Raw genomic sequence first — 15,023 nt, forward strand, 5'->3', positions numbered from 1 at the left:
TCGTACACATTTACTTTTTGTTTCCTCTGGAGGGAAACAGCCAACTTACTCTGGAAAGGAAGTTGGTGGAGATAAGCGGGATCGAACCGCTGACCTCTTGCATGCCATGCAAGCGCTCTCCCAGCTGAGCTATACCCCCAATTCAAACCAGTAAAAACCGGTGAACGGGGCGCATCATATGAAACCGTGTCTACCCTGTCAACGGCTAAATCGGTTTCTGCAATCAAGCGCTGAAAAAGCCGCCAAATACCCCATTTCGCAGGGAAATCCGCCCTGCCCTTAAACAAATTTTTAGCAGGATGCGTTGTTTTACGATCGCCCCTCCAGCCCGCATTTTCACTAGCTTTATGATCGGCCAACACATTTTATTAACAAGCAGGTTTGAATGATTAATGAAATGTTAGCAGACTATTAAAATCGTCTTGTTTTGAGATAACTCTCAGAATAGACTGCTCGCGCAATAATCATAATCCATTACGACGAGCAATCTCATGTCCTTGTATTCACCTAAAGAAATCGCATCCATCGCTGTCTCGGCAGGCGTGACGAAAAGTCATTCCTCCGTGTTGAATTTGTTAATTTTGGGTTTCCTGGCGGGCGCATTCATCGCCACCGGCTTCCTGCTGGATCTGCATGTAATAGGGACGTTACCTGCATCCTGGGGCTCTTTCAGCAACTTACTGGGCGCCGCTGTATTCCCGGTAGGCATCATTCTGACTGTGTTAGCAGGGGGAGAACTGCTGACCGGTAACATGATGACCTTACCTATTGCCTGGTTCGCACGTCAGATCAGTCTGTTTGCCGTATTGCGTAACTGGTTCTGGGTCACGCTGGCCAACCTGTTAGGTAGCCTGGCGGTCGCGTACTTCTTCGGCCACGTGTTAGGGCTGACGGAAGGCGCATTCCTCAGCAAAACCGTCGCCACTGCCACCGCAAAAGTGAACGCTGACTTTATGCATGCCTTCATTTCAGGGATTGGCTGCAACTGGCTGGTGTGTCTGGCGATCTGGCTGGCATTCGCCAGTAAAGACGTCGGCGGCAAAGTGATCGGCATGTGGTTCCCGGTCATGGCATTCGTGGCAATCGGGTTCCAGCACGTGGTGGCGAACATGTTCATCGTGCCTGCGGCAATCTTTGCCGGCGCACTGAGCTGGTCCCAGTACTTCCCGAACTTCGTTGCCGTATTCCTCGGTAACGCCGTAGGCGGTGCAGGCTTTGTCGGTCTGATGTACTTCCTGGCTTATCGCCCAACGGTAGCGACACCGGCGACCGAACAACGTTAATTCAGGCGTGTTTTACGCGCCGGATTTATAAAAAGAAAAAAGCCAGCCGGTTTCCCGCGCTGGCTTTTTTTATGACGAGCGGCTGTGATTACTGAGCTTGTGTTTCGCGCTCAGCAATAAAGGCTAACGCCATGTCGATACGTGCCAGCACGCGGCTCTGGCCGATAGCGTGGACGGTCACGTCAACACCCGGTGACTGGCCTGCGCCTGTCACGGCGACACGCAGCGGCATACCGACTTTACCCATTCCGACTTCCAGCTCATCTGCCGTGCCCTGAATGGCATGGTGAATGTTTTCAGCCGTCCAGTCAGTGATGGCAGCCAGTTTCGCACGCACCACTTCCAGCGGCTGACGTGCCACCGGACGCAGGTGTTTCTTCGCTGCATCGGCATCAAACTCTGCAAAATCTTCGTAGAAGTAACGGCAAGATTCCGCCATCTCTTTCAGCGTCTTGCAGCGCTCACCCAGCAGGGTCACGATCTCAAACAGCTGCGGTCCGTTACGGGTTTCGATGCCAGCCTGCTCTACGTGCCACAGCAGATGGGTCGCCACGTACTGCGGATCCATCGCGTTGATGTAATGATGGTTTAGCCATTGCAGTTTTTCAGTGTTAAACGCGCTGGCAGATTTGCTGACGTTTTCCAGTGAGAACAGCGCTTTCATTTCGTCGCGGCTGAAGATTTCCTGATCGCCATGGGACCAGCCCAGACGCACCAGATAGTTCAGCAGCGCTTCAGGCAGATAACCATCGTCACGATACTGCATCACACCGACCGCACCGTGGCGTTTGGACAGTTTTTTACCGTCGTCACCCAGAATCATAGAAACGTGGGCATAAACCGGTACAGGCGCGCCCAGCGCTTTCAGGATGTTGATCTGACGCGGGGTGTTATTGATATGGTCTTCGCCACGGATAACGTGGGTGATTTCCATATCCCAGTCATCGACCACGACGCAGAAGTTATAAGTTGGAGAACCATCGGTACGGCGAATGATCAGATCATCGAGCTCATCATTGCTGAATTCGATCGGGCCACGGATCTGGTCATCAAAGATGACGGAACCTTCCTGAGGGTTACGAAAACGCACCACACACGGCTCATCAGCGGCGTGATGTTCATGGCTGTCACGGCAGCGGCCGTCATAACGTGGCTTTTCGTTATTCGCCATCTGGTGTTCACGCAGCGCTTCCAGACGCTCTTTAGAGCAATAGCATTTATACGCAGTACCGTTTTCCAGCATTTCGTCGATCACGCCGTTATAGCGGTCAAAACGTTTGGTCTGGAAATACGGGCCTTCATCCCAGTCCAGATTCAGCCAGTTCATGCCATCCATAATCGCGTCGATAGCTTCCTGAGTGGAACGCTCGAGATCGGTGTCTTCGATGCGCAGCACAAACTCACCGCCAAGGTTGCGGGCAAAGAGCCAGGAATACAGTGCGGTACGGGCGCCGCCGACGTGCAGATAGCCGGTCGGGCTTGGGGCAAAACGGGTTTTGATTTTCATCCGGGTGCAACCTTAATCACGCAACGCCAAGAAACGCTGCTCTTAATTAACAAAAAGTGGCTGACATTCTACCACTCTGCCCTGATTCCTCAACGCTGATACAGGGTAAGGTCACCGGTTTAAGACCATGAATGCGTAAAGAATCGACTACGCGGGCGAGAAAGACGTCATGTTGTCTAAAAATAAGCCGAACGATCATTTTTGTTTTTAAAAAGCGTTGACGTAATTTCAAGTATCCCTATAATGCGACTCCATCACGACGGGGGCGATTAGCTCAGTTGGTAGAGCATCTCCTTTACACGGAGGGGGTCGGCGGTTCGAACCCGTCATCGCCCACCACTCTTAGAGTGGACGCGTTGTGATAGTAAGCAGGAATGAGAAATGGGCGATTAGCTCAGTTGGTAGAGCATCTCCTTTACACGGAGGGGGTCGGCGGTTCGAACCCGTCATCGCCCACCATTTCTCAGCAGTTTCTGACTTACGTTGTGGAGTACCCAGAAGTGGGCGATTAGCTCAGTTGGTAGAGCATCTCCTTTACACGGAGGGGGTCGGCGGTTCGAACCCGTCATCGCCCACCACTTCTGCGGGCCGTTAGCTCAGTTGGTAGAGCAGTTGACTTTTAATCAATTGGTCGCTGGTTCGAATCCAGCACGGCCCACCAATTCAGAGAAAAGCGCCTTTTAGGCGCTTTTTTCGTTTCTGTACTCCGGCACTTAAACCGTGATGGAGGCGAACCAGCCGCTGGTTCGAGCCGAGCGCAGCGAGACGACAACGCGACAGCGTTGCCCGCAGGGTGAGGCCGGAGGCCGAATCAATCCAGCACGGCCCACCAATTCAGAGAAAAGCGCCTTTTAAGCGTTTTTTTCGTTTCTGTTTTTGAATTTATCCCCTACTCCAGCTTAAACATCGGCACGACTTTGTTGTGCAGCGCCGGGTTATCGCTCTCATCCTTCAGATTTACCCCCGACAATTTTCGCTGGAATGATTGTTCGAGCAGCCACGCCAGCTTAAAAGCCGCCTGCGGATAGTTCAGCCCCTCGGGACGCACGTTCGAAATACAATTTCTTTCTGATTCCAGCCTTTTGGTGTGCGGCCCCCAGGTCATGTAAATCCCCAGACTGTCCGGCGAAGATAAGCCGGGGCGTTCACCAATCAGAATCGCCACCGCCTTCGCATTCATCACCTGCGCAATATCATCGCCCAGCGCCACGCGTGACTGATGCGCCAGCACCACCGGCCCTAATGCCAGTTCCAGCGTGTTTAAATAAGGCAGCAATGCACGAATAAGCGGAACGGCCTGACGGTGCACCGCCTTCGAAGACAAACCGTCTGCCACAATCAGAACAACATCTGACGGATTCACATTGAGGCTTTGCAGCGACTGACGGCTTTCTTCCGAAAGTTTGCGCCCCAGATCGGGGCGGCACAGATAGGTGGCTCTGTCCGGTGCGGCGCTGGCGACGGTGAGCGTTTTCAGCCCGAGTTGCTGAAGTTCGGTTTCCAGCGATTCACTGTCAAAGGGTTGATGCACAGCGTCACGCGCCTGGGCGTGAGCTAAACCGAAACGCAGCAGTTCTTGTGTGGGTAAGCTTGAACCGGTGCGCCCCAGTGCAATACGTGCGGCGGTAAACTGACGCAGCGTTTCCCACGGATTGTTGTGCACCAGCTGGATTTCCCCCGGTGCTTTCTCATTATGTGTCACAGGCTTCCCTCAGCTTAACTGCGGCAACTGACGCAGCAACGGATGCGACGCGCGGGCATCCTGCAAAATGCCCTGCGGATCGATGATGTTCATTTTCTCCAGCCAGACTGCAAACTCCGGCGCATGTTTCAGCCCCAGCAGTTCGCGGATATAGAGTGCATCGTGGAAAGAGGTGCTCTGATAATTGAGCATGATGTCGTCCGCGCCCGGTACGCCAATCAGGAATGTCAGCCCGGCGGTGCCCAGCAGCGTCAGCAGCGTGTCCATATCGTCCTGATCGGCTTCGGCGTGGTTGGTGTAACACACATCGCAGCCCAGCGGCACACCCAGCAGTTTTCCGCAAAAATGGTCCTCCAGCCCGGCACGAATGATTTGCTTGCCGTCATACAGATACTCCGGCCCGATAAAGCCGACCACCGTATTGATCAGCAGCGGTGAAAAACGCCGCGCGATGGCATAAGCCCGTGCCTCGCAGGTTTGCTGATCCATGCCGAAATGCGCATTGGCAGACAAACAGCTGCCCTGCCCGGTTTCGAAATACATCACGTTGTCGCCAAGCGTGCCGCGTTTCAGGCTGAGTGCCGCCTGCTGCGCTTCTTCCAGCAAAGCGAGATCGATACCAAAGCCACTGTTAGCCGCTTGCGTACCCGCAATCGACTGAAACACCAGATCGACCGGCGCACCACGTTCCACCAGCTTGATGGTGTTGGTGACGTGTGTCAGCACGCAGGATTGCGTGGGAATCTCAAAGCGCGTGATGATGTCGTCGAGCATGTAATTGAGATTTTCCAGCAGCGGTAAACTGTCGCTGGCCGGATTGATGCCGATCACCGCATCGCCGGAACCGTACAGCAGGCCGTCGAGCATACTGGCGGCAATACCCTGTAAATTATCGGTCGGATGGTTCGGTTGCAGGCGCACGCTCATGTGTCCCGGCAGCCCGATGGTATTGCGAAACTGGGTGATCACGCGGCATTTTTTAGCGACCAGAATCAGATCCTGATTACGCATCAGTTTACTGACCGCCGCCGCCATTTCCGGGGTGATCCCCCAGGCGACCGCCGCCAGCACCGTGCTGTCGGTTTTTTCACTCAGCAGCCAGTCACGAAAATCGCCAACGGTGAGATGTGAAATCGCGGCAAACGCCGCGACATCATGAGTATCAACAATCAGCCGCGTGACTTCGTCCTGTTCATAGGGCACCAGCAGTTGTTGCAGGAAAGTTTTCAGCGGCACCTCCGCCAGTGCCATCTTCGCGGCCATGCGCTCTTCCGCGCTGGCCGCCGCCACTTCGGCAAGATAATCCCCCGATCGTGCAGGGGATGCTTTTGCCATCAGCTCGCGTAAATCTTTAAACCGGTAGCTGCGGTGGCTCAATGTGGTCTGAAACATAACGCTCCTTAGCGAACCGGGTTATTTGCCGATTTTGGCCGATGCCGGTCGCAATCCACGTAACTGCGGGTCTTCCGCTGCGTCACGGCGTGCCTGATGGGTGAGAAGGAACCAGGCGTAAGCCAGCAACATCATGGCGGCGAAGATTAAAAACAGCAGCGTGTTGTAATAGATCATAGCCCCCAGACAGACCACCGCCAGCACCAGGGCCAGCGCGGGAGCGAAAGGATAGAGCGGCGCACGAAACGGACGGATCAGGTTCGGCTCGCTGCGGCGAAGTTTGAACAGGGCAGCCATGGAAATGATATACATCACAATCGCCCCAAACACTGACATGGTGACGATATTTGCGGTCAGCGGCTGACCGCCAATCACAATCAGAGAGTCCGAGAAAATTGCCGCAATGCCCACCACGCCACCGGCAATAATGCCCAGATGCGGAGTCTGAAAACGGGCGTTCACCGTCGCCAGCCGTTTCGGTAAATACCCCGCGCGCGCCAGCGCAAAAATCTGGCGGGAATACCCCATAATGATGCCGTGGAATGACGCGATAAGCCCAAACAGCCCCAGCCACACCAGCATGTGCAGCCAGCCGCTGTCGCTGCCGACAATCAGTTTCATCGCCTGCGGTAACGGGTCATTGATATTGGACAGCTTCGTCCAGTCGCCCACGCCACCCGCAAACAGCATCACGCCGAGCGCCAGCACGGTGAGCGTCAGGATCCCGCCGATAAAGGCTTTCGGAATGGTTCGCTGCGGATCTTTGGCTTCCTCAGCGGCCATTGATGCCCCTTCAATGGCAAGAAAAAACCAGATCGCGAAAGGGATCGCTGCAAAAATACCGGAGAACGCCGCCGGGCTGAACGTATCGCTGCCCGCCCAGCCGCCGTGCATAAAGTTCGACATTTCAAAGCCAGGTGCCACCACGCCCATAAACACCAGCAATTCGAAAATCGCCAGCAGCGTGACCAGTAACTCGAAGGTTGCGGCAATGCTCACGCCAAGAATGTTGAGCACCATAAAAACGATATAGGCGCCAACCGCCACCCATTTGGGTTCGATGGCAGGAAACTGTACGTTGAGATAGGCACCGATCGCCATCGCGATGGCGGGCGGCGCGAAGACGAACTCCACCAGCGTGGCGAATCCGGCGACAAATCCCCCGGTGGGGCCGAAGGCGCGGTAAGCGTAGGCAAAAGGCCCACCGGCATGAGGAATGGAGGTGGTGAGTTCGGTAAAACTAAAGATAAAGGCGCAATACATCGCGGCAATCACCAGTGCGGTGATGAGAAAACCCAGAGTTCCTGCCTGAGCCCAGCCGTAACTCCAGCCAAAATACTCGCCGGAAATAACCAATCCGACGGCGATGCCCCAGAGTTTAAAACTGCCCAGCGTCCGCTTTAAAACGGGAGTGACTTTCGTGGTTTGCATGTGTGATCCCCTGCCCGGTGATAACTCAATTTTTGTTGGAAGCGAAAATGCCGCAGTGCTGCCCGGTCTTTCTGCCCACATACGATCCTGCAAAGGCTGTACCACTTAAGCCATCCCGCGCCGAAGCGGCCTGACACCTTTCAGCCCGCCGTTTTGCTTCATTTTGGCGCGCCGGTGTAGCCGTAAAATCCGAAACGGTGCGTTGGAGTGCTGTCATGAAATGCGGCTACAATAAAGCGCCCCCTTCCGGAGACTGACGCGTGAAAGAGATGGAACAACGAATTATCACCTGGCTCGCAGAAGAGCCACTGCATCTGCGGGCGCTGACCGAGGTGCGTAAACTGGGGCTTAACGATGCCTGGCTGGCGGCTGGATTCGTACGCAATCTGGTGTGGGATCGGCTGCACGGTTACGATCAGGCGACACCGCTCAACGACATCGATGTGGTGTATTTCAGTCCAGAGAATTGTTCGTCCCTGGAGGAACAACGCCTCGAACAGCGCCTGTTACAGTCCTCACCCGACCTGCCCTGGTCTGTGAAGAATCAGGCGCGGATGCATGAGCGGCACGGCCACGCGCCTTATACTTCCAGCGCGCAGGCCATCAGTTACTGGGTTGAAGTGGAAACAGCGATTGGCGCACGGATGAACCCTGCCGGGCAGATCGAGCTCAATGCGCCACTCGGGCTGGAAGCCCTTTTTACGTTCACTATCACGCCCAATCCGCGTCATGCCATCCCTGCGGTCTTTGCCGAACGCATCAGCAGCAAAGGCTGGCTGACACGGTGGCCGGAACTTGTCGTGCAAGCGCCGCGCTGACAGGGTAAGAAATCTGCAAAAACAATAAAGCCCGGCTCAGCGCCGCCGATAACGCTTAAGCACCCTTACGTGCAAAAAATTATTCACACTAAGCGAGGCTATTATGAGCACAATCAGTGCCACCGGCAGTTCGGTGAGTTCGTCCTCCAGCAGCGATGCGGGCAGCAGCAGCCAGATTGCGCAGCTGACGAAACAGATTCAGAAACTGACCGAGCAGGTCAAAAGTCTGAGCAGTTCAGGCGGCGATAAGGAACAGGTAAAACAACAGCAGGAACTGTTACAGCAACAAATCGAAATGCTGCAACAGCAAATTGCGGAGATCCAACAGCAGCAGGCCGAGAAAGCTCTCGAGCAGCAGCAAAAAGCCGAAGAAGCATCTGACATCAAAAAAGAAGAAGGCGTCAATAAGCCAACTGACACCAATGCCATTGATATCTACGTGTAACCGACGTTAGTCAGAAACAGCCAGCATGGTGTCAGGGTTTGAACATGCCCTGCTGGCTGCGTTTTTCACTCAGCAGTAAAGCCTGGTCTTTTACTACCTGCCAGATGGCCTGCGCGGCGGGAGACAGCGAGCGGTTTTTGCGTTTTGCCAGCATCAGCACGCGGTTAATTTCCGGCTCGAGCGGCCGGATAGCCAGCCTGCTCCCCTGTGGCACCGGCAGCGCCAGCGCCGGAAATACGCTGATGCCAATGCCTGCCTCCACCATCGGGAACAGCGTCGCGGTATGGCCGATCTCCTGAACGATTTCCGCCTTTACGCCCTGTGACTTCAGCGCTTTATCAATCAGCACGCGGCTGCCTGAAGCGTAATCCTGTAAGACCAGCTTGCAGCCGTTTAACGCCTTCCACTTGATGGCGCTCTGGCTGGCAAACGGATGATCTTCAGGACACATCAGCAAAAAAGGTTCATTGAGTACCGGTTCGCAGTCGAGATCCGTACTGGCACCGGGGTCGATCACAATACCGAAATCCACTTCTGCATTACGTACGCTGTTGAGCACCAGTTGCTGCGCCTGATCGCGGAGTAAAATTCGAATGTCGGGATAAAGCTCTTCGCCGCTGGCGATGCACTGAGGCATCAGTTGTGCGGAAATGGTCTGGCTGGATGCAATCCGCACGCGACCGTTGTGCTGAGTGCCGAAACTTCGCGTATCAAGCAGCATCGCGTGCAACTCATCGAGCAGAGGCTCGGCACGGTTTGCGAGACGACGCCCGGCATCGGTCAGCGCCACTTCCCGCGTGGTGCGATCCAGCAGACGCACGCCCATCTCCCCTTCCAGCTCTTTCATGCTGTGGCTGACTGCCGACTGGCTCAGGCCGATGGCTTCCCCTGCCCGGCTGAAGCTGCCGTAGCGGGAAACGGCGACGAAAACGCGTAGCTGCCGCAGAGAATAATTCATGAATTTTCCGCATTAATGGATTAAATAAATCAATTTTTTAATTGTAACCCACAGGCTCAGAATAGCGGAACGATATGACCCCTTTCTGAGACACCACAATGCGTTTCTTACCCGACCGTTTCACCCTTACGCTGATCGCCACCGTGCTGCTGGCGACATTTTTCCCGGCAAGCGGCATGTTTGTCGCCTTTTTCAATAACCTGACGATTATCGCCATCGGCCTGCTGTTCTTTATGCACGGTGCCAAGCTGTCGCGTGAGGCGATATTTCAGGGCAGCAATAACTGGCGGCTGCATCTGTGGGTGATGTTCAGCACCTTTATCCTGTTCCCGGTGCTCGGTCTGCTGTTTCAGTGGTGGCATCCGGTAGACGTCAGCCCGCAGATTTACAGCGGTTTCGTTTATCTGTGCATTCTGCCAGCCACCGTGCAATCAGCGATCGCGTTCACCTCACTGGCTGGCGGTAACGTGGCAGCGGCGGTGTGCAGCGCCTCGGCATCAAGCCTGCTGGGGATTTTCGTTTCACCGTTGCTGGTGAGCCTGCTGATGCATGTGCAGGGCACAACCGGTAACGGGCTTGAACAGGTCGGCCACATCGTGTTGCAACTGCTGGTACCCTTTATCGCCGGCCATTTGTTGCGCCCGCTGATTGGCGGGTTTGTTGAACGTCACCGTAAGATGATTGGCAAAACTGACCAGACCTCCATCCTGCTGGTGGTGTATACCGCCTTCAGTGAGGCGGTCACTCAGGGGATCTGGCATCAGGTTGGCCTGGGTTCACTGCTGTTTATCGTGGTGTTCAGTGTGGTGCTGCTGGCCTTCATTCTGGTGATCAATACTTACATGGCACGCTGGATGGGATTCAGCAAACCGGATGAAATCACCATTGTGTTCTGCGGTTCGAAAAAAAGCCTGGCGAACGGGATCCCGATGGCCAACATTCTGTTCCCGGTCAGCGCGATTGGCATGATGGTGTTGCCTCTGATGATTTTCCATCAGGTTCAGCTGATGACCTGTGCGGTACTGGCGAAGAGATATCAGAAAAAACAGCAGGACATGGCGCAGAAGTCAGCGCAGATTACGGCATCGTAGAAACAACAAAGGCGCTGAAATCAGCGCCTTTGTTCATTTATTTCCTGACCTCAGTCGTCAGTTCCACCCAGACCCGGCCCGTTACGGCGCAGCGGGTTAATCAGACTTTGCAGCCCTTCGCTTTTGATTGTCAGCGTCAGTTGCATCAGCTCACCGAGTTTTCCCTGCGGAAATTCGTCTTTGCGGGCGAACCACAGCAAATATTCTTCCGGTAAGTCGATCAGCACCCGTCCGGCATATTTACCGAACGGCATCACCATATTGGCAATCTGGATCAGATCTTCTTTTTCCATCGCTTATTCACCCAGCAGGCGGATCATCTCCGCTTCATCGATAACCGCGATCCCAAGCTCCTGCGCTTTCGCAAGCTTGGATCCCGCCGCTTCACCGGCAATCACCAGATCGGTTTTCTTCGATACGCTGCCGGAGACTTTCGCGCCCAGCGCCGTCAGACGATCTTTGGCTTCATCACGGGAGAGGATCGAAAGCGATCCGGTCAGCACCACGGTTTTACCGGCGAAAGGACTGTCGATCTCTTCCGGTACGATCACCTGTACTTCCGGCCAGTGAATGTTGATTTCCGGGCTGAGCAGCTCGTCGATCACCTGCTGGTTATGCTCTTCCGACAGGAAATTCACCACGTGTTTCGCCACCACGTCACCAACATCCGGAACGGTTTTCAGGGATTCGATATCCGCCGCTTTCAGCGCTTCCACCGAGCCATAATGTGCAGCCAGATTGGACGCCGTCGCTTCGCCAACTTCGCGGATACCGAGCGCATACAGGAAACGCGCCAGCGTGGTTTCTTTGGCTTTCTCCAGCGCGCTGACCACATTCTGCGCGGATTTCGGCCCCATACGATCCAGGCCGGTAAGTTTGCCCGCGGTCAGACGGAACAGATCCGCCGGATTTTTGACGTACTCTTTTTCCACCAGCTGATCGATAATTTTATCGCCCATGCCGTCAACGTCCAGCGCGCGGCGGGAAACGAAATGTTTCAGCGCCTCTTTGCGCTGTGCGCCACAGATAAGCCCGCCGGTACAGCGGGCAACGGCTTCGCCTTCCACACGTTCAACGTCTGAATGACAGACCGGGCAGTGCGCCGGAAATACCACTTCGCGGGCATTTTCAGGGCGCTCTTCCATCACCACGCCAACGACCTGCGGGATGACATCACCGGCACGGCGAACGATAACTGTATCGCCGATGCGCAGGCCCAGACGCTCGATTTCATCGGCATTGTGCAGCGTCGCATTACTGACCATGACGCCCGCCACCAGCACCGGTTCCAGGCGCGCCACCGGCGTAATCGCACCGGTCCGGCCAACCTGGAATTCGACGTCTTTCACCAGCGTGATTTGCTCCTGCGCGGGGAATTTGAACGCCGTCGCCCAGCGCGGCGCACGCGCTACAAAGCCCAGCGTTTCCTGAATATCCAGTGAATCAATTTTGACAACGACGCCATCGATATCAAAGCCCAGCGCTGGGCGGTCAGCTTCAACCTGACGGTAAAACGCCACCACTTCGTCGCTGCCGGTGCAGACTCGCACGCGATCGCTGACCGGCAGGCCCCAGGCTTTCAGCTGTTGCAGGCGTTCATAATGGCTGCGGGGTAATTCACCGCCGTCCAGCACACCTATGCCGTAGCAGAGGAACGTCAGAGGGCGTTTGGCCGTAATGCGCGGATCAAGCTGGCGCAGGGACCCCGCCGCCGCGTTACGCGGATTGGCGAACACCTTGCCGCCGGTGCGACGCGCTTCTTCGTTCATCGCTTCAAAACCCGGCTGCGGCATAAACACTTCACCGCGCACTTCGAGACGCGCAGGAATATTGTCACCGTGCAGACGTAGCGGGATGGCGCGGATAGTGCGCACGTTGGCGGTGATATTCTCGCCCGTGGTGCCGTCGCCGCGCGTGGCCGCCTGCACCAGTTCACCGTTCTCATACAACAGACTGACCGCCAGCCCGTCGAGTTTCAGTTCACAGCAGAAGGTCAGCGGTTCAGCCGTTTTCAGCCGATCCTGAACGCGCTTATAAAATGCCAGATAGCTCTCTTCATCGAAGACGTTATCCAGAGAAAGCATCGGTACCTGATGTTTAACCTGCCCGAATTCAGAAAGCGGCGCGGCACCGACGCGCTGCGTCGGTGAATCGGCGGTGACCAGATCAGGGTATGCCGTTTCCAGCTCGCGCAGTTCGCGCATCAGACGATCGTATTCGGCATCAGGCACTTCAGGGGCATCAAGAACGTGATACTGATATTCGTGATGGCGCAACTGAGTGCGTAATTGGTGGATTTGTTCTTCAATAGTGGCCATGACTCACCGTGGAGATAAAAAACCCCCGCAAGCGGGGGTCAGGAGATAGGGGATGTCACAACCGCCTGAGTCAGGCAGTCGCCTCGAGGACCTCACGGATCCGCGCTTTGTAGGTTTCGAGCTTCTGCGGCGTAATCATACGACGCTCATCGTCAAGCACCATCGCACCGACATCATCGGCAATGCGTTGGGCAGACTGCAACAGCAGTTTGAAGTTCTGATGCGCGTCGCCAAAGCAAGGCACCATCATGAACAACGTAATTCCTGGTGTGGAGAAGTCGGACATATTGTCAGGGTCGAATGAACCCGGTTTGACCATATTTGCCAGACTGAACAACACCGGACCACTGCCCGCAGGGCTGACGTGACGATGGAAAATATTCATGGCACCAAACTGGAAGCCCGACTGAAGCACGCTGTTGAGCAACACTTCGCCGCCGATAACGCCGCCCTGATGTGCAGCAACGTGCAGCACCAGAACCGTCTCTTTCAGCTTCGCTTTTTCTGCCGGCGCATCTGGCTCAGCAGGCGCAAAAGCTGACGGCTGAGGCTCTGCTTTCGCCGCAGGGGCTGCATCCGCATGAATCTCCTGCGGAGGAACCGGTGCCTGCGTTCTCACTGGCGCTGAAGGCGCAAAATCGACCGCAGGTTCGCGGCGGGATGCGACATCAGGCTCAGCGGCAGAATAACCACTTAACAGCGGATCTTCCTGAACAGCAGTGTGTTGAGGCTGAGCGGGTTGCGGTTGACGAGCAGCAGGGGCTGGCGCTGGCTGCACAGGCTGAACCTGTGGCTGACGTGGCGGTGCAGCCTGTTCTGGCTCATCATACTGACCAAAAGTCGGTTCATCCTGAGGATAAGCAGGACGCACGCGCACTTCCCCCACTCCATCGACAAAATCGTCCGACGGAGACTGGTCCCGTTCTTTTTTCATTCGTTTAGCTGGACGATCACGAAACAGCGAAGAGCGTTCTTTACGGCTGGTCCACAAACCGTGCAATAACAACGCTATTATGGCGATCGCGCCAACAACGATTAATATCAGACGCAAATCCTGCATCATTGCTATCTCTGTTGTTCTAATTCATTGCCACCACGGCAAACATTCACATGTTTAACTCTATTTGCCCACGTAGATAAGTGCAAGTCTGGACTCTACTTTCTGCTAATAAACATGGTAGTCGCACCTTTTTTTGCTGTTTTTTCCGCCAATACGCGGCTAGCCAGTGGAAAATCATACCGATATGATAGTCCATGTCATTCAACTCAGAGAGAAAATTTCATCCATGACTTCATCACCAGGCGCCGGACAACACAATGGCGTGCATTATTTCAAACAGGGCTGGACGCTCATTTCCTTACCAGGGATCCGACGTTTTGTGATTTTGCCCCTCGCCGTCAACGTGATTTTGATGGGCGGAGCCTTCTGGTGGCTGTTCAGCAAACTGGGCGAATGGATCCCCGCGATGATGAGCCGCATTCCCGGCTGGCTCAGCTGGCTGGATTATCTGATCTGGCCGGTGGCGGTGATTTCCGTGGTGCTGGTGTTCAGCTATTTCTTCAGCACACTGGCCAACCTGATTGCCGCGCCCTTCAGCGGCCTGCTTTCCGAACAACTTGAAGCGCGCCTGACCGGCAAAGCCCCACCGGATACCGGCATCTGGGACATCATGAAAGATCTGCCACGCATCATGAAACGCGAATGGCAGAAGCTGGCGTATTACCTGCCGCGTGCTTTGCTGCTTTTCGCACTGTATTTCATTCCGGTGATAGGTCAGGCCGCGGCACCGGTGCTTTGGTTCCTGTTCAGCGCCTGGATGGTAGTGATCCAATACTGCGACTATCCTTTTGATAATCATAAAGTCAGTTTTGCCGATATGCGGCGGTCGCTCGGCAAAAACAAAATCGACAACATGCAGTTTGGCGCGCTGGTCAGCCTGTTTACCATGATACCGGTGCTGAATCTGGTGATCCTGCCGGTTGCCGTGTGCGGTGCGACGGCAATGTGGTGCGATCGTTACCGGGATCTGTATGTCCGAAACAACCGCGACGTCAATCCGACGCGTGGCTGAGCCGAG

The 15,023-nt window shown here is 55.1% G+C and carries 13 protein-coding genes, 5 tRNA genes and 1 other RNA gene; 10 read left to right on the forward strand and 9 right to left on the reverse strand.

The window, feature by feature from the left end; translation table 11 throughout:
* Positions 1 to 63: 63 nt before the first annotated feature.
* Positions 64 to 139: transfer RNA gene (locus ACQZQY_RS20270), tRNA-Ala, on the reverse strand.
* Between the two features lie 352 nt (positions 140 to 491).
* Here ACQZQY_RS20270 and ACQZQY_RS20275 point away from each other — a divergent pair.
* Positions 492 to 1,283: a formate/nitrite transporter family protein gene (locus tag ACQZQY_RS20275; protein WP_056774127.1), complete on the forward strand. Its 792-nt coding sequence runs from the start codon at positions 492 to 494 to the stop codon at positions 1,281 to 1,283.
* An 88-nt stretch (positions 1,284 to 1,371) separates the two neighbouring features.
* Here the strand turns inward: ACQZQY_RS20275 and gltX are convergent, their stop codons facing one another.
* Complete coding sequence (gene gltX / locus ACQZQY_RS20280; protein WP_056774124.1) at positions 1,372 to 2,790, reverse strand: glutamate--tRNA ligase; 1,419 nt, start codon at positions 2,788 to 2,790, stop codon at positions 1,372 to 1,374.
* A gap of 263 nt (positions 2,791 to 3,053) precedes the next feature.
* On the opposite strand from gltX, the gene ACQZQY_RS20285 reads away from it, so the two are divergent.
* The 5 genes from ACQZQY_RS20285 to ACQZQY_RS20305 all read left to right on the forward strand — a co-directional run bounded on the left by ACQZQY_RS20285 (position 3,054) and on the right by ACQZQY_RS20305 (position 3,622).
* Positions 3,054 to 3,129, forward strand: a tRNA-Val gene (locus ACQZQY_RS20285).
* A gap of 44 nt (positions 3,130 to 3,173) precedes the next feature.
* A tRNA-Val gene (locus ACQZQY_RS20290) sits at positions 3,174 to 3,249 on the forward strand.
* 43 nt (positions 3,250 to 3,292) lie between these two features.
* Positions 3,293 to 3,368 (forward strand) — tRNA-Val (locus tag ACQZQY_RS20295).
* Positions 3,369 to 3,375: 7 nt separating this feature from the next.
* A tRNA-Lys gene (locus tag ACQZQY_RS20300) sits at positions 3,376 to 3,451 on the forward strand.
* A 45-nt stretch (positions 3,452 to 3,496) separates the two neighbouring features.
* Positions 3,497 to 3,622, forward strand: a non-coding RNA gene (locus ACQZQY_RS20305) — RtT sRNA.
* Between the two features lie 57 nt (positions 3,623 to 3,679).
* Here ACQZQY_RS20305 and eutC read toward each other — a convergent pair.
* The 3 genes from eutC to eat are packed head-to-tail and all read right to left on the reverse strand — an operon-like array spanning position 3,680 to position 7,315.
* Entirely contained in the window at positions 3,680 to 4,492 is an 813-nt protein-coding gene (eutC, locus tag ACQZQY_RS20310) for an ethanolamine ammonia-lyase subunit EutC (protein WP_431296292.1), read from the reverse strand.
* Positions 4,493 to 4,501: 9 nt separating this feature from the next.
* Complete coding sequence (locus tag ACQZQY_RS20315; RefSeq protein WP_431296293.1) at positions 4,502 to 5,884, reverse strand: ethanolamine ammonia-lyase subunit EutB; 1,383 nt, start codon at positions 5,882 to 5,884, stop codon at positions 4,502 to 4,504.
* Between the two features lie 21 nt (positions 5,885 to 5,905).
* Positions 5,906 to 7,315, reverse strand: coding sequence for an ethanolamine permease (eat, locus tag ACQZQY_RS20320; RefSeq protein WP_056774116.1), 1,410 nt, complete (start codon positions 7,313 to 7,315; stop codon positions 5,906 to 5,908).
* Positions 7,316 to 7,584: 269 nt separating this feature from the next.
* Between eat and ACQZQY_RS20325 the strand changes: the two genes are divergently transcribed.
* Entirely contained in the window at positions 7,585 to 8,133 is a 549-nt protein-coding gene (locus ACQZQY_RS20325; RefSeq protein WP_431297221.1) for a nucleotidyltransferase family protein, read from the forward strand.
* Between the two features lie 103 nt (positions 8,134 to 8,236).
* Entirely contained in the window at positions 8,237 to 8,578 is a 342-nt protein-coding gene (locus ACQZQY_RS20330) for a FlxA-like family protein (RefSeq protein ID WP_431296294.1), read from the forward strand.
* A 31-nt stretch (positions 8,579 to 8,609) separates the two neighbouring features.
* Here the strand turns inward: ACQZQY_RS20330 and ACQZQY_RS20335 are convergent, their stop codons facing one another.
* Positions 8,610 to 9,536, reverse strand: coding sequence for a LysR substrate-binding domain-containing protein (locus tag ACQZQY_RS20335; RefSeq protein ID WP_431296295.1), 927 nt, complete (start codon positions 9,534 to 9,536; stop codon positions 8,610 to 8,612).
* 98 nt (positions 9,537 to 9,634) lie between these two features.
* Between ACQZQY_RS20335 and ACQZQY_RS20340 the strand changes: the two genes are divergently transcribed.
* The gene (locus ACQZQY_RS20340; protein WP_431296296.1) at positions 9,635 to 10,627 is read left to right on the forward strand and encodes a bile acid:sodium symporter family protein; all 993 of its coding nucleotides are present in this window, start codon (positions 9,635 to 9,637) and stop codon (positions 10,625 to 10,627) included.
* A gap of 50 nt (positions 10,628 to 10,677) precedes the next feature.
* Here ACQZQY_RS20340 and ACQZQY_RS20345 read toward each other — a convergent pair whose 3' ends face one another.
* The 3 genes from ACQZQY_RS20345 to zipA all read right to left on the reverse strand — a co-directional run bounded on the left by ACQZQY_RS20345 (position 10,678) and on the right by zipA (position 14,008).
* Positions 10,678 to 10,920, reverse strand: a complete 243-nt coding sequence (locus tag ACQZQY_RS20345) for a DUF3820 family protein (protein WP_056774102.1) — start codon at positions 10,918 to 10,920, stop codon at positions 10,678 to 10,680.
* A gap of 3 nt (positions 10,921 to 10,923) precedes the next feature.
* Entirely contained in the window at positions 10,924 to 12,945 is a 2,022-nt protein-coding gene (ligA, locus tag ACQZQY_RS20350) for an NAD-dependent DNA ligase LigA (RefSeq protein WP_056774099.1), read from the reverse strand.
* A gap of 70 nt (positions 12,946 to 13,015) precedes the next feature.
* Positions 13,016 to 14,008: a cell division protein ZipA gene (gene zipA / locus ACQZQY_RS20355; protein WP_136376018.1), complete on the reverse strand. Its 993-nt coding sequence runs from the start codon at positions 14,006 to 14,008 to the stop codon at positions 13,016 to 13,018.
* A gap of 223 nt (positions 14,009 to 14,231) precedes the next feature.
* On the opposite strand from zipA, the gene cysZ reads away from it, so the two are divergent.
* Entirely contained in the window at positions 14,232 to 15,017 is a 786-nt protein-coding gene (gene cysZ / locus ACQZQY_RS20360) for a sulfate transporter CysZ (protein ID WP_431296297.1), read from the forward strand.
* Positions 15,018 to 15,023: the final 6 nt, after the last annotated feature.

It is taken from the genome of Rahnella sp. PAMC25559 (assembly GCF_050632365.1).
GTDB classification, from domain to species: domain Bacteria; phylum Pseudomonadota; class Gammaproteobacteria; order Enterobacterales; family Enterobacteriaceae; genus Rahnella; species Rahnella rivi.